The organism is Streptomyces sp. SYSU D01066-1 (genome assembly GCF_054956795.1).
In genome coordinates this window covers 208,927-230,916 of record NZ_JBUDHV010000002.1, presented here as the reverse complement: position 1 = coordinate 230,916, position 21,990 = coordinate 208,927, and the positions used below count along the sequence as shown (strand labels likewise).

Here is a 21,990-nt window from a genome sequence, read left to right as displayed (position 1 = left end):
GGCCGGCCGGGACGACCGCCCCGCGCGCACGGGCGGCGCGGAGGACGGCGAGGGTGCCTGGGACGACGGACTGATCGCGCGGCGGATGAACGAGACCACCGGTGCCGTCGGCCACTTCTCCACCGGTCCCTTCGCCACCGGTTCCGTCGGGCCCGTCGGTTCCGTCGGTCCGTCCGCCGCCGCCGGATCCGTCGCCGAGGGCCGGACCTGCGGCGGTGCTCCGGCCGTGGTCCCGCTCGCCTACGACGGCCCGCTCCGCTCGCGGCTCGACGCGCTGCGCGAACTGGTCGGCCTGTCGCGCACCCGGCTGGACAGCCGGACCCTCGCCGAGGCGGGCCGGGTCCTCGACGAGGCCGCCGCGCGGCGCCGGCTCTCCGGACAGCACACCGTCGTCGCCCTCGCGGGCGCGACCGGCAGCGGCAAGTCACAGCTGTTCAACACGCTCGCCGGGGTGAACATCTCGGAGACGGGGGTGCGCCGCCCGACCACCTCCGCGCCCATCGCGTGCAGTTGGAGCGACGGCGCGGCCACCCTGCTGGACCGGCTCGGCATCCCGGGCCGGCTGCGCCGGCGGCCGGTGCAGCAGCCGGGCGCCGACGAGCGGCTGCGCGGACTCGTCCTGGTGGACCTGCCCGACCACGACTCCGCGGCCGTACAGCACCGCGAACAGGTCGACCGCGTCCTGGCACTGGTCGACGCCGTCGTCTGGGTCGTCGACCCGGAGAAGTACGCCGACGCGGTCCTCCACGAGCGCTATCTGCGCCCGCTGGCGGGCCACGCGGAGGTCACCTTCGTCGTCCTCAACCAGATCGACCGGCTGCCCGGCGAGGCGGCCGAGCAGGTCCTCGACGATCTGCGGCGGCTGCTCGACGAGGACGGCATCGCGCTGGGGGAGTACGGCGAGCCGGGCGCGACCGTGCTGGCCCTGTCCGCGCTCACCGGGGACGGCGTGGGCGAACTGCGGGAGCTGCTCTGTCAGTTCGTCGCGGCACGGCAGGCGCCGGCCCGCCGTATCTCCGCCGACGTGGACGCCGCCGCGCGGCGGCTGCGGTCCGTCTACGTCACCGGGCGGCGCACGGGGCTGAGCGAGGAGGCGCGGGAGGAGTTCGCCGACCGGCTCGCGGACGCGGTGGGCGCCACGGCGGCGGGCGAGGCCGCCGAACGCGCCTGGCTGCGCAACGCCAACCGGGCGTGCGGCACGCCCTGGCTGCGGCTGTGGCGCTGGTGCCACGACCGGCGGGAACCTCCCACCGGCCGGTTCTCGCCGCGGGCCCAGGCCGACGAGGAGACCACGGCCCGCCAGCGCGTCGAACAGGCGGTGCGTACGGTGGCCGACCGGGCGTCCACCGGGCTGCCCGCGCCCTGGGCACAGGCGGTGCGCGAGGCGGCGGTGCGCGGGGCGCAGGGGCTGCCGGAGGCGCTCGACGAGCTGGCCGCCCGTTCGGGGCTGCCGCCGGGGAAGCCGCCGCGGCCGGGCTGGTGGCCGATGGCCGTCCTGTCCCAGGCCGCCATGACGCTGCTGCAAGTGGTGGGCGGCCTGTGGCTGCTGGGGCAGATCGCCGGCGTCATGTCCCCCAACCTGGGAGTGCCGGTGCTGCTGATGCTGTCCGGGATCATCGGCGGCCCCCTCATCGAGTGGAGCTGCCGCATGGCGGCCCGCGGCCCGGCCAGACGGTACGGCCAGGAGGCGGAACGGCGGCTGCGGGAGACGGCCGCCGGGTGCGGCCGGGCACGGGTACTGGACCCGGTGGCGGCGGAGCTGCTGCGGTACCGGGAGGTGCGGGAGCAGTACGGGCGGGTGACGGGGGCGGGGGTCTCGGTGGGCCGGTAGCGGGGGCGGGGTCTGGGTGGGCCGGTGTTTCGGCGGGGCGGCGTTTCGGGGTGGGCCGGCGGCCCGGCGGGATGGCGGCTCGGGGTGGACCGGCGGCTCGGTGGGGTGGCATTTCGGGGTGGACCGGCGGCCCGGCGGGATGGCGGCTCGGGGTGGGCCGGCGGCTCGGCGGGGCGGCGTTTCGGGGTGGGCCGGCGGCTCGGTGGGCCGGCGTCCCGTCGGGCCGGTGGCGGGGGCGGGTTCACCCGTCCGGGTGGCGGAGTTCTCCACAGCCGGCGGGTGGTCCACAGGCCCCGGCGGACCAGGCCCGGTCCGGGCAGTCTGGCCGTGCGGCGATCGTGACGGACGCGGTCGCCCCGGCCGTACGGGACCGCCCCGACGGCAGGGAGGGGTTGGCGAAGATGAACGAGACGATGGTCTGCGTGGTGGGCAACGTGGCGACCCGGCCGGTCTTCCGGGAGCTGGCGAACGGCCCGTCGGCACGGTTCCGGCTGGCGGTCACCTCCCGCTACTGGGACCGGGAGAAGAACACGTGGACGGACGGCCACACCAACTTCTTCACGGTGTGGGCCAACCGCCAGCTCGCCGCCAACGTGTCGGGGTCGCTGGAAGTGGGGGAACCGGTCATCGTCCAGGGCAGGCTGAAGGTGCGGACCGACGTGCGCGAGGGACAGAGCTGGACCTCGGCGGACATCGACGCGGTGGCCGTCGGCCACGACATGGCGCGCGGGACGTCGGCCTTCCGGCGGGTGACCCGGCCGGAGGCGGCGGCCTCCCCGGGGCGTCCCGAGCCCGACTGGGAGACACCGGCGGGCACCTCCGAGGACCAGGACAGCGCACGGCGTCCGGAGCCCGCGGCGGTGACGTGAGGGGCACGGGAGCACCGGGACGCGCACCGGATCCCACCGATTGACCGGATCCACCGAGTTGGTGGTCTATCGACGGATCCATGCCGGTCGAACCAGGGCGGATTTGTCGATAAGCCCTGCTCATCAGCGGTGTGGCGATAACGATTCCGAGTCGGATCGGTGCTCGGACGACCCCACCGGAGGGCGCGGTGCGCCAGATCTTTAGGATGCCGAACGGGCCCTGTGGGGCCGCTGATTCTGCTGGTGGGACCGTGCCCCCACGCCAACCGGTCCTGCTCGAAGGGGAATTTGGTGCTTGCTTCGCTCACTGACCTGTCCGCGCACCGGCGCGGCGCGGCGCGTCTCGCCGCCTCGGCCCTGATGTCCGCGCTGGCCGCCGCCACCACCGTGGTGGCGGGCGCCGGCCAAGCCGCCGCCCAGCAGACGGCACGGGGGCAGGGCGGCGCGACGGCGACCATGGACGGCCTGAAGACGTACGGCAGCGCCGTCATCCACGACGAGGCCGGCGACCAGGAGGTCTCGGCCGGCCTGTTCGAGATGTCCGTCGAGGGCGGCGGCATGCTGCAGACCTACTGCGTCGACCTGCTCAACCCGACGCAGAAGGACGCCAAGTACCAGGAGACGCCCTGGAGCGGTACCTCGCTGGGCACCAACAAGGACGCGGGCCGCGTCCGCTGGATCCTGCAGAACTCCTACCCGCAGGTCAACGATCTCGCCGCGCTCGCGAAGAAGGCGGGCGTCGCGAGCGGCCTCTCCGAGGAGGACGCGGCGGCCGGGACCCAGGTGGCGATCTGGCGGTACTCGGACCGGGCGGACGTGGAGGCCGTCGACCCCGAGGCCGAGCGGCTCGCGGACTACCTGGAGAAGAACGCCCGCGACGTGGCCGAACCCGCGGCGTCCCTCACGGTCGACCCGCCCGCCGTCTCGGGCCGGCCCGGTGAGCGGCTCGGCCCGGTGACGGTGCACACCGACGCGGGCGGCGCGACGGTGTCCCCGCCCGCCGACGCGGCCACCAGCGGCGTACGGATCGTCGACGGCGACGGCGTAGCGGTCACCACCGTCACCGACGGCGCCGAGATCTACTTCGACGTTCCCGACGACGCGGCGGCCGGCACGGCCGAGCTGACCGTGCACGCCTCGACCACCGTGCCGGTCGGCCGCGCCTTCGCCTCCGAGAGCCGCAGCCAGACCCAGATCCTGGCGGGTTCCAGCGAGTCGGCGGTCACGGCGACGGCGTCCGCGAACTGGGCGGAGCGAGGCGCGATACCCGCGCTGTCCGCGGCGGAGAACTGCGCGGAGAACGGCCTGGACGTCACGACGGCCAACGAGGGCGACAGGGCGTTCACCTTCCAGCTCCTGGACGGCGAGTACACCATCGCCCCCGGCGAGACCCGCACGGTCACCGCCGCCCTCCAGGAGGACCAGCCCTACGACTTCACCATCACCGCGCCCGGCGGCCTGGAACAGCGCTTCACCGGCGTGCTCGACTGCCAAAACCAGAGCGGCACGGCCGGCGACTCCACCCAGATCCTGACCGAGCCCAGCCCCGTCACGACGGACGTCACCACCCCGGACGTCAACCTCGCCGACACCGGCGGCTCCGAGGTCACCCCCCTGATCGGCGGCATGGCCCTCGTCCTGATGACGGCCGGCGGCGTGACCCTGTCCGTCATCCGCCGGAAGAACACGGCCGCATGACAGCGCCGGACCGCCCGGCACGCCCCGCGGAGTCCGACGGCGTCCACGACTTCCTCCGGGAGGTACGGCACCGCCCCTCCATGTGGGTGGCCGGCGGACCGAGGCCGCCGGCCCCCTGCCGCTCCTGACCCGCCGGTCGCGCCGCGCACCCGTCGGCCGCCTCCGCCACGGCGGCCCGCCACCACAGCCCGGAAACCACCCGCCTCCCGCGGACCGGGTCATGAAGACAGCAGGCGGCGATGATCGAACCGGTGCGTCGTTCCTTCGAGTCCCACCCCGAAGCCGTGCGGTCCCGTTCCAGGAGCGCGGGGAGTACGGGAGCCGTCAGGCTCCCCGCACGCGCGTCGACCTCCACCACGCCGTGACGCGGTCCGCCGTCCCCGGGCCGTCCGAGGACGCCCGGCATCGGCCCACAGCGGCAGCGGGGCCTCAGGTGCCACCCGTGAAAGGCCAGGTCACAGCCCCCGCCCGGAACAGGTTTCCGCCCAGGGCTAGCCGTGCGGCAAGATGGGGTGTATCTGCCCACTGCCTGATTAAGCTGCCGGACGGTTTCTCTTGGCTGAGTACATTTACACCATGCGCAAGGCGCGCAAAGCGCACGGCGACAAGGTGATCCTCGACGACGTCACCCTCAGCTTCCTGCCGGGGGCGAAGATCGGTGTCGTCGGCCCGAACGGGGCCGGCAAGTCGACCGTACTGAAGATCATGGCGGGTCTTGAGCAGCCGTCGAACGGGGACGCGTTCCTGTCGCCGGGGTACACGGTCGGCATCCTGCTGCAGGAGCCCCCGCTCAACGAGGAGAAGACCGTCCTGGAGAACGTCCAGGAGGGCGTCGCCGAGGTCAAGGGCAAGCTCGACCGGTTCAACGAGATCGCCGAGCAGATGGCGACCGACTACTCGGACGCGCTGCTGGAGGAGATGGGCAAGCTCCAGGAGGAGCTGGACCACGCCAACGCGTGGGATCTGGACGCCCAGCTGGAGCAGGCCATGGACGCGCTGGGCTGCCCGCCCGGGGACTGGCCCGTGAGCAACCTCTCCGGTGGTGAGAAGCGTCGGGTGGCACTGTGCAAGCTGCTGCTGGAGGCGCCCGACCTGCTGCTGCTCGACGAGCCCACCAACCACCTCGACGCCGAGTCGGTCAACTGGCTGGAGCAGCACCTCGCCAAGTACGAGGGCACCGTCGTGGCCGTGACCCACGACCGGTACTTCCTGGACAACGTGGCCGGCTGGATCTGCGAGGTCGACCGCGGCCGGCTGCACGGCTACGAGGGCAACTACTCCAAGTACCTGGAGACCAAGGCCACCCGCCTCAAGGTCGAGGGCCAGAAGGACGCCAAGCGGCAGAAGCGCCTCAAGGACGAGCTGGAGTGGGTGCGCTCCAACGCCAAGGGGCGGCAGGCCAAGTCCAAGGCCCGCCTCGCGCGGTACGAGGAGATGGCCGCCGAGGCCGACAAGATGCGGAAGCTGGACTTCGAGGAGATCCAGATCCCGCCGGGCCCGCGGCTCGGCAACGTCGTCGTCGAGGTGAACAACCTCAGCAAGGCGTTCGGCGAGAAGGTGCTCATCGACGACCTCAGCTTCACGCTGCCGCGCAACGGGATCGTCGGGGTCATCGGGCCCAACGGCGCCGGTAAGACGACGCTGTTCAAGATGATCCAGGGGCTCGAGGAGCCGGACTCCGGCTCCATCAAGGTCGGCGAGACCGTCAAGATCTCCTACGTCGACCAGAGCCGCGAGAACATCGACCCCAAGAAGACGCTCTGGGCCGTCGTCAGCGACGAGCTGGACTACATCAACGTCGGGCAGGTGGAGATGCCGAGCCGGGCGTACGTCTCCGCCTTCGGCTTCAAGGGCCCCGACCAGCAGAAGCCGGCCGGCGTGCTCTCCGGCGGCGAGCGCAACCGCCTCAACCTCGCGCTCACCCTCAAGCAGGGCGGCAACCTGCTGCTCCTCGACGAGCCCACCAACGACCTGGACGTCGAGACGCTCAGCAGCCTGGAGAACGCGCTGCTCGAGTTCCCCGGGTGCGCCGTGGTCGTCTCCCACGACCGGTGGTTCCTGGACCGGGTCGCCACGCACATCCTCGCCTACGAGGGCGAGTCCAAGTGGTTCTGGTTCGAGGGCAACTTCGAGTCCTACGAGAAGAACAAGATCGAGCGGCTGGGCGCCGACGCCGCGCGTCCGCACCGCGCCACCTACAAGAAGCTGACCCGGGGCTGATCGGTCTTGCGGCACATCTACCGCTGCCCGCTGCGCTGGGCGGACATGGACGCGTACGGTCACGTCAACAACGTGGTCTTCCTGCGCTACCTGGAGGAAGCCAGGATCGACTTCCTGTTCCGCCCGGACAAGGAGTTCAAGCAGGGGTCGGTGGTGGCCCGCCACGAGATCGACTACAAGCGGCAGCTCGTCCACCGGCACGCCCCCGTGGACATCGAGCTGTGGGTCACCCAGATCAGGGCCGCGTCCTTCACCATCGCCTACGAGGTGAAGGACGGGGACCAGGTCTACGTCCGCGCCTCCACGGTGATAGTGCCGTTCGACTTCGAGGCGCAGCGGCCCCGCCGGATCACCGCCGAGGAACGGGAGTTCCTGGAGGAGTACCGGGACGGCGAGAAGGAGGAGGCCGTCGCCGCATGACGGTGCTCCACCTGGCCGACGAGGGGGAGGCGGCGGACCTCGCCGCCTTCCTTGCCCGGCTGCTCCACTACGACCGCGGTGCCGCGGTGCGCCTCCAGGCGTCCGGCACCGCGCTCGCCGTCTTCGGCCGGCCGCCGTCCTTCGAGGTGCTCGCGATCCGCGCGGTGCGGCTCGCGAAGCCGTACGGGGACGGATCCGACGACGCGCTGGACGCGACCGTCTCGGCCGGTGAGCTGCTGGAGGCGGTGGAGGAGGAGGCCGCCACGGCCGCCGTGCCCCGTGCGGTGACCGGGCCGCCGTGGGCCGGGGTGCTGCCGCCGCGCGGGGGCTGGCGGGCCGAGCCGGGACTGCCCGCCCTGGACGCCCTGCGGGCCCTGGTCACCGCCGGGATCGCGGAGTTCCGGGCGCGGACCGGCGAACTGGCCGCCGAGCGGCGTACCAGGACCGAGTTCGACCGGATCGGGCGGGACATCTGGTCCCGCACGGTGGCCGGGACCCGGCTGCCGGTCCGGGCCGTGCACGCCGCCCAGTCGCTGGGCTTCCTGCGTGGGGAAGGCGGCCTCGGACTGGTCTCCTCGGGCGCGTGGCTGCGGCTGCGCACGCCCTACGGGTCCGTCGCCGTACGGCGGACCGGCGGCGGAGCGCTGGGGCTGGGGATCAGCCCGGCGCGTTGACCATCGACGCCGCCGCGTACGTCAGGTACTTCCACAGGGTCTGCTCGTGCTCCGCCGGCAGGCCCAGCTCGTCCACGGCGTCCCGCATGTGCTTCAGCCAGGCGTCGTGCGCCGCGCGGTCCACGGTGAAGGGGGCGTGGCGCATCCGCAGCCGGGGATGGCCCCGGTTGTCGCTGTACGTCGTCGGGCCGCCCCAGTACTGCATCAGGAACAGCGCCAGCCGTTCCTCGGCCGGTCCGAGGTCCTCCTCGGGGTACATCGGCCGCAGCAGCGGGTCGTCGGCCACCCCCTGGTAGAAGCGGTGGACCAGTCGGCGGAAGGTCTCCTCCCCGCCGACCTGTTCGTAGAAGGTCTGCTCCTGAAGCGTGCCGCGCCGAATCTCATTCACGTCCTCCATGGTCTCAGACGGCCGGAACCAGGACGTGGGTCCTACGGCCTCCTGTGAGGAGACCTACTGTGGAGACATGGGCAACGGCGGCATGGACGAGCTCGCCGCCTCGGCGCGGGCCGCGCTGGTGCGGGAGATCGAGCTGAGCGGCGCCTGGGCCCGCGACCCGGTGTGGCGAGCGGCCTTCGAGGCGGTCCCGCGCCACCTCTTCGTGCCGTACTACTACGTCGGGGCCGTCGGCGGCTACGAGCGCCGCTGGAGCGGGCACCCCGACCCGGCGGCGCGCGAGCGCTGGCTGCGCGGCGCCTACGTCGACACCCCGCTGGCCACCCGGCTGCGCGACGGCGAGCTGCTGTCCTCCAGCAGCCAGCCGTCGCTGATGGCGCTGATGCTGGCCGAGCTCAAGGTGGCGGACGGCGACCGGGTGCTGGAGATCGGCGCCGGTACGGGGTACAACGCGGCGCTGCTGTGCCACCGGCTCGGCGACGACGGCCTGGTGACCACCGTCGACCTGGACCCGGAGATCACCGAGTCCGCCCGCCGGCACCTGGACGCCGCCGGGTACCACCCGGCCGTGGTCACCGGCGACGGGGCGCGCGGCGTGCCCGAGCGCGCTCCCTACGACCGGATCATCGCGACCTGCGCGCTGCCCGCGGTACCGCGGGCCTGGGTCGCGCAGTGCCGGCCCGGCGGACGCGTCCTGACGCCGCTGGCCACCGGGCTGGTGGCGCTCACCGTGCGGGACGCCGGGCACGCCGAGGGGCGGTTCCTGAGCACGCCCGCCTACTTCGTGCCGCTGCGCGGCGGCGAGTGGGCCGCGGAGCTGCCGGCGCCGGGCCTGAGCGGCATACCGCGCCGGGCCCGGGACGACGACCGGTTCCGCTTCCTGCTGGCGCTGACCCGGGGCGGCCTCGACCCGCAGGAGGCGTACGCGCTGTGGGAGCGCGAGGGCGCACCGCCCCGCGAGCGCTACGGCGTCACCGTGGGCGGGGGCGGCGCGTGGGCGTGGCTGGACGATCCGGAGGGGCCGTACGTCTGGCCCCTGCCGGTCTGATCCGGGTCCCGTCAGCCCCGGCGGATGGTGATCGTCGTCCAGGCGCCGACGTGCACCCGGTCGCCGTCCTGGAGCGGCACCGGCACGTACGGCTGGATGGGCTCCTCGCCGCCATTGACCGTCGTGCCGTTGGTCGAGTTCTGGTCGATCACCGCCCAGCCGCCGTCCGGCTGCTGCACCAGGACCGCGTGCTGGTGCGAGACGCCCGGGTCCTCCGGCGGCACCGACAGGTCGATGTCGGGGGTGTCGCCGGTGGAGTGCCGGCGGCGGCCGATCGTCAGCTGGTTGCCGGTGAGCGGGCGCTGCTGCTCGGGCGAGTACGCGGGCAGGTTCAGACCGGCGGCCTCCGGGCCGGAGCGCTGCATCATCGCCATGAAGTAGTCGCGGTCCGGGCCGATGGTCACCGTCCAGGGGCCCTGCGGCTGGGGCGGCTGGGGCTGCTGCGGCTGTTGCTGAGCCTGGTGCGGCTGCTGCGGGTAGCCGTAGCCGGGCGGCGGGGGCGGGGCCTGCCGGCCGCCGGGCCGCGGGTAGCCGTAGCCGTTCTGGCCGCCGGGGCCGCCGGGGCCGCCCGGACCCCCCGTGCCGTCGGGGCCGCCCTGGGGGCCCGGGCCGTTCTGGCCGCCGCCGGGCGGGGCGATGCGCCAGTCGTCGTCACCGCCGCCGAAGGAGGGACCGCCCTGCTGGGGCGGGCCGCTCGGCTGCTGCCGGCTGCCCTCCTGCGGGAACGCGGGCGCGGGCGGCGGCGGTGGGGGCGGGGTGGACGGCCCGGCCTGCTGCTGCCACGGCGCCGGGGGGCCGCCCGGGCCGGGCCGGCCCGGCGTGCCGGGGCCGTTCGGACCACCGGGATCACCTGGGCCGTTCGGACCGCCGAAGCCGTTGGCGCCACCGGGGCCACCGGAAGCGTCAGGCCCGCCGGACCCGCCCGGACCGCCCGGCCCTCCGGGGGCGCCGGGCGGTGGGCCCGGCGGGGGCGGGACCGGACGGGACGGGTCGGAGCCGAAACCGGGCGGGCCCTGCGGGATCGGCTCGGCGGGCCGGTTGATCTGCGAGGGGCGGGAGCCCTGGTACTCCGGCGGACGCGCACCCGAGTAGGAGTCGCCGCCGCCGTAGGACGGGGGCGGCGGGGGCGGGCCCGGACGCTGCTGGAAGTGGGGCGGCGGACCGGCGGCGGGACGCGGGGCGGCCGGGGTGTACGAGGTGGCCGTGTTGGTGAGGAAGTTCCACCGGCACTCCTCGCAGAACGGGGCGCCGCCCTCCCGGGGCGTACGGCACTGCGGGCACAGCTCGGGACCGGCTCCGGGCCCGCCGGGCGCCGGCGGAGGGAATCCGTAGCCGCCGGCCGGGGGCGGCGGGGGCGGCGGCGGCACGGCACCGGTCATGCGGTGACCGCAGACCTCGCACCAGTCGTCGGAACCCGACTGGTGTCCGTTCGGGCAGGTCGGCATGTCGGCGCGTCCCCCTCTCCTCACAGGTCCCGCTACAGCGGTACGTACGGCACGGCGTCTTTACTTCTTGCTTCTTACTTCTTTACACGAACAGTCTTTGTGGACCGGGTCTCGAGAGTCATCTCGTCGGCCTCCTCGACCTTCGCCTTCAGTCGCACAGTACCTGCCGAGGCGTCGACCACGTCCACCACCTTCGCAAGCAGTTTCGCGGTATCGGCGTTCCCGGAGGAGCCCGCGAGCTGGACCGCGCGGCCCAGTTTGGCCGTCGCTCCGTCCACATCCCCCGCTTTGCGCAGTTCCAGCCCCTGCTGGATGGCCTGGGCCAGTTCCGCCTGCCCGGTGTAGTGGGCCACCTGGGGGTTGATCGAGGTGGAGGCGGCCAGGTCGTCCGTCCACACGGCCCGTACCAGACCCTGGGCGCCCAGGTCGCGGACGCCGCCGTCGGGCCGGGGGACGACCAGGGACACCCGCGCGGCCAGCATCTCCTGGCCCAGGCCGGCGGGGGGCACCTCCACGCGGACGTGGTAGTCGCGGGACTCGTCGCCCCAGGAGCCCGTGGGGTAGTCGCCCGCCCGCGCCGTCGCCCCGGTGCGCCGGCCGGTCAGGTCCTCGACGGCCGGCGCGACCTGTTTGACGAACTTCACCGTGGCACCGGCCGGGGTCCACAGCCGCAGGGCGACGTCCGCGACCTCCTTGCCCATGGCCGTCTCCATCATGCGCGTGAAGTCGGCGGCGAGGCCGGCCGGGTCGGCGACGATGTCGGCGGTGCCGAGCAGCGCGGAGGAGACCGCTGTGAGTTCCTTCACTTCCCAGTCGGTGCCCACGCCCCGGGCGTCACAGGTGAACCGCCCGGCGCAGGCGTCCAGCGTGGCCCTCAGCTCCTGGGACGACTCGTGCTCGTTGCGCCCGTCGGTCAGCAGGATGCCGTGCCGGATGGCCACGTCGGCCGAGGACAGCAGCCGGTCGGCCAGCCGCAGCCAGGTGCCGATGGCGGTGCCGCCGCCCGCGCGGAGCTTGCGCAGGGCGAGCTTCGCCTGCTCACGGGTGGCGGCGTCGGCGACCGCGAGGCGCCCGCCGCCCGGGTAGACCTCCTTGGCCACGTGCGTGCCGCCGATCACACAGAAGTGGACGCCGTCGCGCAGGGTGTCGATCGCGGCGGACGTGGCGTCCCGGGCGTTGCGCAGCTTGGCGGGCGGGTGGTCCATCGAACCCGAGCAGTCCACCATGAGCGCCACGGCCGCGGCCGGGCCCCGGCCGGGCGCGTACAGGTGGGGCGCCGTGACCGCGCCGCCGACGGTGCCGCCGCCGGTCGCGGTCACCGTGACGATCGCGTCGACCTCGCGTCCGCTCTCGGGCAGGTACTCGTTCTGGTACACGTCCACCGAGAAACGCGGTGCGTCCGGCTTCGAGAAATTGGCCATGCGCGTCCCCCTCGACAGCGCCCCCGCCGGGGCGGGGACGTGGCGGTGAGCGGACCACCCCCTGCGGTCCGCGAGGCCCCCGTGCGCGTACTTTGTCCGGCCTCAGGCCGATCCTGCCCCCTGCGGCGGGGCGGGGAACGGCACCACCGCCACTGTTACGTTGTCGTGGCCCCCGCCGTCCAGGGCGTGGCCGACCAGGACCCGGGCGCTGTGCAGCGGGCGGGCGGCGGCGTCCGGCGGGACGACCTCGGCCATCTCCTGCGCCGACTCCGCGTAGTTCCACAGGCCGTCCGTGCAGACCACGACCACGCCGGGGCGGTCCGGTTTGAACGAGGCGGTGTGCGGCTCCAGTTCGTAGGCGTCCGCGCCGAGCCAGCCGGTGATCGCGTGGGCGCGCTCGTCGGCGTACGCCTCGGCCTCGCTCATCAGGCCCGCGGCGACCATCTGGGCGGCCCAGGAGTCGTCCTCGGTCAGCCGGGCGGCCGGTGCGGAGCGGTCGGACGGCACCCAGTAGACGCGGCTGTCGCCGACCCAGCCGACGACCAGCAGTCCGGCGGTGACGACGGCGCCGACCAGGGTGCAGGCCGGGGCGTTGTGGTGCGGGCTGTGTTCCCGGGCGGCGGCGAGGTCGCCGGCCAGGGCGTCGACCGCGTGCGAGGCGGCGACGATCGCGTCGTGCATCGCCTGCTGCGGGTGGGTGCCGCGCGGCAGGGCGGCGAGCAGGGCCTCGCTCGCCGCGCGGGAGGCGGCGAGCGACGCCTCGTCCGGGCGGGTCGCGGAGGAGACGCCGTCGCAGACGATCGCCACGGAGGCCGGGGTGCCGTCGGGCAGCGCGGTGTGGCCGACGCCGAAGGCGTCCTCGTTGCGGTGGTGGCGCAGGCCGCGGTCGCTGACGGCGGCCAGCGGACCGCACTCCTGCTCCATGTGGTCGCGTTCACGGGGCTGGGCGTGGCCGCAGTTCTCGCAGTACCCGTCGTCGTCGACCCGGCCGGCCCGGCAGGCGACGCACACGGTCCCCTCCGGGGCGGGGGCGGGCACCGGTGCGGGCGCGGGGGCCGGCACGGGTGCGCTCATGCGCGGGTCCGGTGCCTGGAGGAGGTATTCGTCGGGCTCCTGGGGCCGGGGCGGCGGTGATGCCGGGGCCTGGGGCGGCAGTGGTGGCGGAGTCCGCGGCGGCGGTGGCGGTGTCGGTGCCTGCGACGGCAGCGGTGGGGGAGCCTGGGGCGGCGGTGGTGGTGGCGGTGCCTGGGGCGGCAGCGCCGGTCCGCCCTGCTCCGCGCCGTTCATGACGATGGTCCGACTGTCCGCCCTGTGCGCCGTGCCGGGCACGTCAGTCACTCCAGTCACCCCAGTCACATCATGTGCGTCGGTCACGCCAGCCGCGTCGGTCACATCCGTACTGTGCGCCGTGTGCGCCGCGTCCGCGCCGTGCGCGCCGTCCGGTGCCCGCGCGGGCACCGCGGACAGGTCCAGCCCGCACGCACCGCAGAAACGGTCCCCCGTCTCGAAGGGTTCCGCACAGTCGGGACACAGCGGCCGAGCGGCCTGCCGGGGCTTCTGCGACATCAACTACACCCACGTCCGGGGGCGGTAACGATTGGCACGTTCCACCAGGTCGATCCTCTCCTCGCCGCTTCGGGCCAGCCGGGCCAGCGTGCGGTACGAGCGCTCCAGCCCGAAGCGCAGGCCCCGTTCGTCCAGACCGCTGCCGAGCAGCGTCCGGGTCCCGGCGGCCGTGGGGGTCCCCTCGCCCGGACCCCCGCCTCCGGAGAGTACCCAGTCCAGTGCCGAGCCGAGGACTTCGGCCGACAACCGCTCACGGCGTGCCGGGTCCAGACCGTACACGTCCAGCGCCTCCACCTGCCGCGCGGCGGCGGTCAGCTCGTCCAGGAACGGTACGGCGCAGGCGGTCGCCGTGCGTTGACGCAGCCGTGCCCGCACGGCCGCCATGCGCGCCGCCGTGTAGTGGATGGACGACTCCGGGACCGACTCCAGCACGCGTACGGCGCCCTGCCGGTCGCCGGTGGCCAGGCGGACCCGGGCCAGGCCGAAGGCGGCGCTCACGAAGCTCGGGTCGGTCGACCAGACCAGGCGGTAGTACTCGGCCGCGTTGTCGAGCTGGCCCAGGACCTCCGCGCACAGCCCGAGCCCCAGCTTGGGCGCGGTCTCGCCGGGGAAGGCGTCGTAGACCGCGTCGAAGGAGAGCGCGGCCCCCTCGTGGTCACCGGTGACCAGCGCGGCCACGCCCCGGTGCCACACCACCCGCCAGTCGTCGGGCCGTTCCGCCTCCAGGGCGCGCAGCGTCTCCAGCGCGGGCGCGGCCTCGCCCTGCTCCAGCCGGGCCCGGATCTGCCGCAGCCGGGTCTCGACCGACGCGGTCGGCGCGGCGGCCAGCGCCCCCAGCAGCTCACCCGGCGCGGACGCCATCAGCCCGGCCAGGAAACCGGCGTTGGGGTCGGTGGGGTCGACCCGCGGCACCGGCAGCGCGAGGGCGGCCCGCGGTCCGTCGACGGCCTTGACCAGGCGTTCGGGGGCGGCCGACGCGCCCGGCGTGGAAAGGGCGGCCGACGCGCCCGGTGCGGGAAGGGCGGCTGGTGTGCCGTTCCGGCCGCGGGGGGCCCGTCCCCGGGGGCGGGGCGGCCGGGCGCCCAGCCGGGACACCTCGCCGTGCGACTGCGGGAACAGCTCCGTGTCGGGGACCCGCACCTCGGGCCCGAACAGCGTGGACAGCGCGGGCCGGGCCCGTCCCGACTGGAGCGAGACGACCTCGCGCAGCACCCCGGTCAGCTGCTCGGCCATCTCCTGCGCGGTGGCGAACCGGCGGTGCGGGTCGGGGTCGGTGGCGCGGACCAGCAGCCGGTAGAACGACTCGTACCTCCGGAAGACCTCGATGGTGTCGGGGTCCGGCAGGGAGTCGGCGTAGACGTTGGTGTAGCCCTGGAAGTCGAAGGTCAGCACCGCCAGCGTCCGGCCCACCGTGTACAGGTCGGAGGCGACCGACGGGCCGACGTCCGCGACCTCGGGCGCCTGGTAGCCCACCGTGCCGTAGATCGCCGACTCGGTGTCGTCCATCCGGCGCACCGCGCCCATGTCGATCAGCTTGAGCTGGTCCTCGGTCTGGATGGCGTTGTCGACCTTGAAGTCGCAGTACAGCAGGTGCCGGCTGTGCAGGTGGTCCAGCGCCTCCAGCGCCTCGATGCCGTACGCGCACGCCTGCTCCACCGGCAGCGGGTCGCGCCGGCCCTGAGGGGTGCGCCGGGCGTTGGCGATCTCCTTGAGCGACTTGCCGCCGACGTACTCCATGACGATGTAGCCGTCGAGGGAGCCGGTGCGCGGGTCGAGGTGTTCGACGAAGTTGTAGATCCGCACGATGTTGGCGTGCTCGATCTCCGCGAGGAAGCGCCGCTCCGAGATGGCCGCGGCCATCGCGTCCTGGTCGCCGGTGTCCAGCAGGCCCTTGAGGACCACCCAGCGGTCGGAGACGGCCCGGTCGACGGCGAGGTAGATCCAGCCGAGCCCGCCGTGCGCCAGGCAGCCCGCCACCTCGTACTGGCCGTGCACCACGTCCCCGGCGCGCAGTTTCGGCACGAAGGAGTACGGGTGGCCGCACTTGGTGCAGAAGCCCTCCGTGCGCCCCGGCCGCCCGGCGCGGGCCCGGCCCACCGGCGCCCCGCACTCGCCCCGCGAGCAGAACCGCTTGCGCTCGGGCACCTCGGGGTTGCCCAGCACCATCGACCGCGGGTCCGGCCGGGGCACCGCCGGGACCTGCACCAGCCCCGCGCCCAGCCGGCCCCGCCCGGAGGAGGAGGTGGAGCCGGAGCTGCGCACCGACACCGAACGGCTCGTGGCCCGGCCCGACAGCGAGCGGGAGAGCCGTCCCGACACCGAGCGCCGGGACTTGGCGGACCGCGAGGACGTACGGCCGCTGCCGCTGCCGCTCGACGGGCCGCTCTCCTCGGCGCCCGCGGTGACGCCGGTGGGCGGTGAGCCGAGCAGGCCGGACGGTGACACCACCGGGGCCAGTCCGCAGGTGCCGCAGTAGAGTTCGCCGCCGCCGACGTCCTCGTAGGCGCCGTCGCAGCCGGGGCGCTGGCAGGTGCGGGGGGCCGCCGCCGGCTCCGCGGGGGAGGAGGCGGTGCCGGCCAGTCCGCAGGTGTCGCAGTAGAGTCCGCCGCCGACGTCCTCGTAGACGCCGTCGCAGCCGGGACGGCGGCAGGCGCGCGCCGCCCGGTCCGGGGCGTTCGCCCGCTGTCCCCCCGACTCGCTCATCTCCCCGCAGCCCCCTCGTCCTCGTCGTCCCGGTGCCGGTCCGGACCGCTCACGCGCCCGGCCCCGCGCCGTGCGTCCGGCCCGTCCCGTGCGTCCGGCCCGTCCCGTCCGCCCGGGCCGGCGGGCCGCCCTGGCCGGGCACCCGCTCCCCACCGGTCAGCAGCTCCCCACCGGTCAGCAGCTCCCCACCGGTCAGCAGCTCCCCACCGGTCAGCAGCTCCGCCGCCGCCCGCTGGTAGCGCAGTACCGCCTGCTCGGCGACGCGCAGGTCGCAGGGGGCGCTCCACAGCATGCGGCGGGCCTTCTCGTACTTCTCCACCAGCTCGGGATCCTCGGCCAGGCCGTGCCGGGCGACCTTGGCCTTGTAGGCGTCGAGCCGGCCGCGCAGCTCGGCCCGGACCGCGAGCGGCGCGGTCACCGCGGTCAACGACTCGCGGGCCCGGATCAGTTCGTCCTCCGCCTTCTGCTCCAGGGACTCCAGGAGCGGGGAGAGCCGGTGCCACTGGGCGTGCCGGCGGTACTCGGCCGCCGCCGCGAGCTGCTCCTGGAGCGCGGTCGGCGGGCCGCTGACCACCGGCACCTCCGTCGCGGCGATCTTGGCGAGCACCTCGCCGCGCGCGGTGCGGGCCTCGGCGAGGGTGCGGTCGGCGCGGGAGAGCACGTCCCGCAGCCGCACGATCCGCTGCTCGGCGTCCTGGCGGACCGTCAGCACGGCGTCGATCTCCCGGCGCACGTCCTCCAGGGCGCGGGCCTCCCGGTCGTACACTGTGGTGTCCGGCCGGCCGCCGCCGGGCGCCGAACTGCCCTCGGCGGGCACCCAGTACGCCAGCGGGTCGGAGATCACTTCCTCGCGCAGCCGGGTCAGGGTGCGGGTGATCCGCTCCAGGTCGTCGCCGGCCGGGTGCTCGCCGGGCCGGACGCCGACCGAGTGGGCGAGGCGGCGGGTGCGCCGCAGCTCGGCGGAGAGCAGGTCGATCCGGGCGGGCAGCGCGGACCACACCGCGTCGGCGGCGACCACCGTGTCCAGCGAGGACGCGTACAGCTCGTTCATCCGGTCCACCAGCGCGGCCAGCGAGAAGCGCTCGCTGAGCGGGCGCCCCGCGCCAGGGCCGCCCGCGGCGCCGGACAGGGTGACGCACTCGCCGCGCAGCAGCTCCGTCAGCTCCACCAGGTCCTCGCGGCTGGACCAGCGGCGCCGGGCGCGTACCTGCCGGGCGGCGCGCAGGGCGTCCGCGTAGGCGTCGAAGTACGTCCACAGCAGGGTGATCCGCGCCTCGGTGTTTGCCCAGCGGTCCTTGGTGACGCCGGTCAGCTCGGCGCCTTCGAGGAGTCTGCGGCCCGCGTGGTCCTGGAGGGCGAGGAGCGAGGTCTCGATCGCCTCGTGCTCCGCGCCGAGCCGGGCCAGCGCACGGTCCACCTCGTCCCGGTCCATCACCGGCCCGGTGGGTCCCGTGTCGCCCATCGGTCACCTCTCGCTGCGGTCGGGTCGGTCGGCGGTTGACGAATCGGACGGCTGGTTCAGCTCTCGCGGAGGTACCGCGGGGCCGGGGGCTCCGACTTCGCCGGGTCGTCCCCCAGTGTCGCCGACAGCCACTTCTCGTACGACCTCCGCCAGCCGTCGGGGTCCTGGCGGAAGTCCACCAGGATCTTGTTCACCCGGCGTACCAGGTCGTCGGCGTCCTTCCGCATCGCCACGCCGTAGTACTCGGTGGTGAACGCGTCACCCTTGAGGGCGACCGTGGGGTCCTGCGCGGCCTGGCTGGCCGCGAGCGCGCCGTCGGTGACCACCGCGTCGACCTGGCCGAGCTGGAGCCGCACCAGGCAGTCGAGCTGGTTGGGGACGGTGACGCTCAGGTCGGCGGTGGCGGCCAGCCTGCCCGTCGCCCGGTGCTCCGCCAGGGTGCTGAGCGCGGTCGAACCCGCCGCCGTGCAGATCTTCTTGCCGGCGAGCGTCCCGTCGTACCCGGTGATCGTCGAGGACTTGGGGGCGAGGAGCTGCTGGCCGGTCCTGAAGTAGGGGGCGGAGAAGGCGACGTCCGCCAGCCGCGCGCAGTTGATGGTCATCGTGCGGACCACCATGTCGACCCGGCCCTCCTGGATCGCCGGTATCCGCTGGTCGGTCGGGATCGCCTTGAACAGCACCGCGTCCCGGTCGCCGAGGATGTCCTCGGCGATGCGGTGCACCAGGTCGATGTCGAAGCCCTCGAGTTCGGCCGTGCCGCCGCTGTTGGGGTCGCGGTAGCCCCAGCGGTAGCTGTTCTGGTCGACGCCGACGACCAGTTTGCGCCGCTTCGCGGGGCGGTTGCGGATCTCCTCGATGGTGGGGCCGTCGGCACCGGCCGGGGACAGCGTCTGCTGCTCCGGGTCGGCGCACTCCTCCTGGGCGCGCGCCTGGCCGCCGTGGGCGACGGCCCGGCCGCCGCCTGCCCCGCCCGCGCCGCCCGCGCCGTCCGCGCGGCCGGTCCCCGGCCGGAACGCGGGCAGCAGACACGCGACGAAGAGCAGCGCGAGGACACAGCCGACCGCCATCGCGCCCACCCCGCCCCAGCCCTTCGGCCGGATCCGCCGACGTCGTGCTCGCCGCATCCTCGTGCCCCCTTCCCCGGGTCGGCCGCTCACCGGTCCGTAGCCGTTCGTCCGTACGGTGTCGCCGCTCACCGGTCCGTAGCCGTTCGTCCGTACGGTGTCGCCGCTCACCGGTCCGCAGCCGCCCGTCCGTACGGTGTCGCCGCTCACCGGTCCGCAGCCGCCCGTCCGTACGGTGTCGCCGCTCACCGGTCCGTAGCCGTTCGTCCGTACGGCGTCGTCGCTCATCGGTCCGTCGTCGCTCATCGGTACTCCGACAGCCTCCGGGCGACGCCCAGCACCGCGCCGGTCGCGCCCAGCGCGGTCAGGGCGCCGGCGCCCGCGGGCAGGCCCGTCATCGCGTCCCGGCCGGCACCCGCCGCCCGCTCGAACTCCTCCTCCTCGTGCGTGAGGGCGACGGCGAGGCGGCTGTCGACGCCGTCGAAGTACTCGGCCGTGGCGCCGTCGTCGCCGATCACCATCTCCAGCGCCCGCTGGTAGTTGCCGTTCTCGTCCTCGGCGCGGGCCGCCTTGTGGCGGGCCCGCCACCGCTCCACGTCCTCGGCCGCCGCGGTCACCGGGTCGGCGCCCGCGGCGTCGTCGGCGAGCCGCCGGGCCTCGGCCAGGCTCCTGCCGAGGACCTTCATCTCCGCCTGGTACGCGAAGTCGTAGCTGTCGTACTGCGTGCCGTCCACCGTCCTGCTCTCGGCGCCCCGCGCCACCAGGGTGAGGTTCTCGTTGCCGCGGGCCTTCAGGGAGGCCAGGCGGGCCTCGGTCAGCACGTTCAGCGAGCGGACGCCGTGGTCGTGGGAGGCGCCGAGGTGGGAGCGGGCGACGCCGTGGCCGACGACCAGCCAGAGCAGGACGGCGGCGGCGGCGGCCGTGGCCGCGACCAGGCCCGGGTTCAGTACGCGGTTGGTGCGCCGGTAGGTGCGGTACTGCGCCCAGACCAGGGCGGCCAGCGCCAGTACGCCGAGGGCGGTCGCGGCCCAGGGGTAGCTCTCGGCGGCGTCGTAGTCGCCGCTCAGGCGCCGGTTCTGTGAGGTGTGGAGGGCCTCCGCCCGCGGGAGCATCCGCTTCTGCATCATGTCGTTGGCGTAGCGCAGGTAGGCGCCGCCGACCGGGAAGCCCTGGCGGTTGTAGACGCGGGCCCGCTCGACCAGGCCCTTGTACTGGGGCAGCAGGCGGTTGAGCTCGGTGACGGTCCGGGCGGCGGCGGAGCCGGGCTCGGAGTTGGCGGCGGCCGTCACCAGGCCCTCGGCGGCGGTGCGGATGCCCCGCTCGTAGCGCTCGCGGGAGTCCTGCGTCTCCTGCCCGCCCGCCAGGAACCCGGTGGAGGCCGCGGTGTTCGCCTCGGCGAGGGAGCGGTAGATGGCGGCGGCCTCGGAACTGAGCGGCCGGCTGCGGTGGAGCACGTCGTCGGCGGCGGCGGCCCGGTCGCTGGTCTGCCAGGCGGTGACGGCGCCGAAGCCCACGACGAGCAGGGCGAGCAGGGCGCCGATGGCGCGCAGCCGGCCGGGCTCGGTGACGGCGGCGGCGCGCAGCCGCTCCACGCCCTCGGCGAAGGCGGTGCGGCGCGGCGGGACGGGGCCGGGAGGAGCCTGCGGGACCCAGGGGGTCCGCGCGGGAGGGGCCTGGGACGGTACGGCGGGCAGGACGGGCGTGGCCGGCCCCGGCGGTGCGCTGCCGTTCGGCGGTCGAGTCACCCGGACCTCCCCCATGGTCATCCGTCACCGCAAGTATCGCTGCCCGGGACCGGACGCGCACCGGCCTTCACGCACGCACCCGCGTACCGGTCCACGCACCCGCGTACCGGTCCACGCGACCTCGTACCGGTCCACGCACCCGCGTACCGGTCCCCCGCACCACCCTGCCCATCAACACGCCCGGGGAACCGGACCGGTTCCCCGGGCGCGGGTCACTTGGTGATGTTGGGCGGTGTCAGCGGGGAGGCCGCGGCGGACTGCGGGGAGGAGGTGCTGGCGTAGGCGGAGGGGGCCGCGACGTTGGCCGTCGGGTCGGGGGCGGCCTGCTCGGACTCCTCCAGCGGGGCGGTGGCGCCGCCGACGATGGGGATGTCGGCCGCGTCGAAGGCCCGCTTGATCCGCCAGCGCAGCTCGCGCTCGACGGTGAGGGACTTGCCGGGCATGGTCTTCGCCGAGACGCGCACCACCATGGAGTCCAGCAGCACGGAGTCCAGGCCGAGCACCTCGATGGGGCCCCAGAGCAGCTCGTTCCAGGGCTCCTCCCTGCTCATCCGCTCGGCGACGGCGTCGAGGGTCCGCTTCACCCGGTCCAGGTCCTCGTCGGCGCGGACCGTCACGTCCACCCCGGCCGTCGACCAGCCCTGGGAGAGGTTGCCGATCCGCTTGACCTCGCCGTTGCGGACGTACCAGATCTCGCCCTTGTCGCCGCGCAGCTTGGTCACCCGCAGCCCGACCTCGATGACCTCGCCGGAGGCGACGCCCGCGTCGACGGTGTCGCCGACGCCGTACTGGTCCTCCAGGATCATGAAGACGCCGGAGAGGAAGTCGGTGACCAGGTTGCGGGCGCCGAAACCGATGGCCACGCCCGCGACGCCGGCGGAGGCCAGCAGCGGGGCCAGGTTGATCTGGAACGCGGAGAGCACCATCAGGGCCGCCGTGCCCAGGATCACGAAGCTCGCGACCGAACGCAGTACGGACCCGATGGCCTGCGAGCGCTGCCGGCGGCGCTCGGCGTTGACCAGCAGCCCGCCCAGGGCGGTGCCGTCCATGGTCTGGACGGTGCGGTTCATCCGGTCTATCAGCTTGGTGATCGCCCGCCGCACGACTCCCCGCAGCACCGCGGCTATCACCACGATCAGCAGCACCCGCAGCCCGATCGCCAGCCAGGTCGACCAGTTCTCCTCGATCCACCCGGCGGCGTTCGACGCGCTCTCCTGGGCGTCCTGGAACGAGGGCACCGAGGGGGCCGACTCCGAGGGCGAGGGCGAGGGGGCGGACGACGACGGCGAGGGGCCGGCCGCCGCGAGGACGGCGGCGTAGGCGACGGACGGGGACACGGCGGAACCTCCAGAAAGCAGCGGTCCACGCGTCCGGCGGCCCGGGAGGGCCGGTCCAAGGTCACGAACAGGTCACCGGACGGGCGGAACAAC

Annotated in this window: 16 protein-coding genes; 7 read left to right on the top strand and 9 right to left on the bottom strand. The window is 74.4% G+C overall.

Translation table 11 applies throughout. From position 1 onward, the window contains the following. Positions 1-85: 85 nt before the first annotated feature. The 6 genes from ACY1JF_RS02945 to ACY1JF_RS02920 all read left to right on the top strand — a co-directional run bounded on the left by ACY1JF_RS02945 (position 86) and on the right by ACY1JF_RS02920 (position 7,712). Positions 86-1,831, top strand: a complete 1,746-nt coding sequence (locus tag ACY1JF_RS02945) for a YfjP family GTPase (RefSeq protein WP_462703356.1) — start codon at positions 86-88, stop codon at positions 1,829-1,831. 401 nt (positions 1,832-2,232) lie between these two features. Further along, the gene (locus tag ACY1JF_RS02940) at positions 2,233-2,700 is read left to right on the top strand and encodes a single-stranded DNA-binding protein (RefSeq protein WP_462703355.1); all 468 of its coding nucleotides are present in this window, start codon (positions 2,233-2,235) and stop codon (positions 2,698-2,700) included. A gap of 291 nt (positions 2,701-2,991) precedes the next feature. Beyond that, positions 2,992-4,398, top strand: a complete 1,407-nt coding sequence (locus tag ACY1JF_RS02935) for a Cys-Gln thioester bond-forming surface protein (RefSeq protein WP_462703354.1) — start codon at positions 2,992-2,994, stop codon at positions 4,396-4,398. A 555-nt stretch (positions 4,399-4,953) separates the two neighbouring features. Beyond that, positions 4,954-6,618, top strand: a complete 1,665-nt coding sequence (gene ettA, locus ACY1JF_RS02930; RefSeq protein ID WP_462703353.1) for an energy-dependent translational throttle protein EttA — start codon at positions 4,954-4,956, stop codon at positions 6,616-6,618. Between the two features lie 6 nt (positions 6,619-6,624). Next, a complete protein-coding gene (locus tag ACY1JF_RS02925) occupies positions 6,625-7,038 on the top strand; it encodes an acyl-CoA thioesterase (protein WP_462703352.1) in 414 nt (137 codons plus the stop codon). Further along, a complete protein-coding gene (locus tag ACY1JF_RS02920) occupies positions 7,035-7,712 on the top strand; it encodes a hypothetical protein (RefSeq protein WP_462703351.1) in 678 nt (225 codons plus the stop codon). The genes ACY1JF_RS02925 and ACY1JF_RS02920 overlap by 4 nt, the downstream gene beginning before the upstream one ends. On the opposite strand, the gene ACY1JF_RS02915 is transcribed toward ACY1JF_RS02920, so the two are convergent. Then, on the bottom strand, positions 7,696-8,109 hold the full coding sequence (locus tag ACY1JF_RS02915; protein ID WP_462703350.1) for a globin: 414 nt from the start codon (positions 8,107-8,109) through the stop codon (positions 7,696-7,698). The two genes, ACY1JF_RS02920 and ACY1JF_RS02915, sit on opposite strands and share 17 nt — an antisense overlap. A gap of 67 nt (positions 8,110-8,176) precedes the next feature. Between ACY1JF_RS02915 and ACY1JF_RS02910 the strand changes: the two genes are divergently transcribed. Then, entirely contained in the window at positions 8,177-9,154 is a 978-nt protein-coding gene (locus ACY1JF_RS02910; protein WP_462703349.1) for a methyltransferase domain-containing protein, read from the top strand. A gap of 11 nt (positions 9,155-9,165) precedes the next feature. Here ACY1JF_RS02910 and ACY1JF_RS02905 read toward each other — a convergent pair whose 3' ends face one another. The 8 genes from ACY1JF_RS02905 to ACY1JF_RS02870 all read right to left on the bottom strand — a co-directional run bounded on the left by ACY1JF_RS02905 (position 9,166) and on the right by ACY1JF_RS02870 (position 21,897). After that, positions 9,166-10,599, bottom strand: coding sequence for an FHA domain-containing protein (locus tag ACY1JF_RS02905; protein WP_462703348.1), 1,434 nt, complete (start codon positions 10,597-10,599; stop codon positions 9,166-9,168). A gap of 74 nt (positions 10,600-10,673) precedes the next feature. Next, on the bottom strand, positions 10,674-12,020 hold the full coding sequence (locus ACY1JF_RS02900; RefSeq protein WP_462703347.1) for a vWA domain-containing protein: 1,347 nt from the start codon (positions 12,018-12,020) through the stop codon (positions 10,674-10,676). A 102-nt stretch (positions 12,021-12,122) separates the two neighbouring features. Further along, a complete protein-coding gene (locus tag ACY1JF_RS02895) occupies positions 12,123-13,586 on the bottom strand; it encodes a PP2C family protein-serine/threonine phosphatase (protein ID WP_462703346.1) in 1,464 nt (487 codons plus the stop codon). A 3-nt stretch (positions 13,587-13,589) separates the two neighbouring features. Beyond that, the gene (locus ACY1JF_RS02890) at positions 13,590-16,289 is read right to left on the bottom strand and encodes a serine/threonine-protein kinase (protein WP_462703345.1); all 2,700 of its coding nucleotides are present in this window, start codon (positions 16,287-16,289) and stop codon (positions 13,590-13,592) included. Positions 16,290-16,338: 49 nt separating this feature from the next. Then, complete coding sequence (locus ACY1JF_RS02885; protein ID WP_462703344.1) at positions 16,339-17,751, bottom strand: hypothetical protein; 1,413 nt, start codon at positions 17,749-17,751, stop codon at positions 16,339-16,341. A 56-nt stretch (positions 17,752-17,807) separates the two neighbouring features. Continuing rightward, positions 17,808-18,875, bottom strand: coding sequence for a glutamate ABC transporter substrate-binding protein (locus ACY1JF_RS02880; protein WP_462703485.1), 1,068 nt, complete (start codon positions 18,873-18,875; stop codon positions 17,808-17,810). A gap of 242 nt (positions 18,876-19,117) precedes the next feature. Continuing rightward, positions 19,118-20,560, bottom strand: a complete 1,443-nt coding sequence (locus tag ACY1JF_RS02875; RefSeq protein WP_462703343.1) for a hypothetical protein — start codon at positions 20,558-20,560, stop codon at positions 19,118-19,120. Positions 20,561-20,772: 212 nt separating this feature from the next. After that, positions 20,773-21,897, bottom strand: coding sequence for a mechanosensitive ion channel family protein (locus ACY1JF_RS02870; RefSeq protein WP_462703342.1), 1,125 nt, complete (start codon positions 21,895-21,897; stop codon positions 20,773-20,775). Positions 21,898-21,990 lie beyond the last annotated feature (93 nt).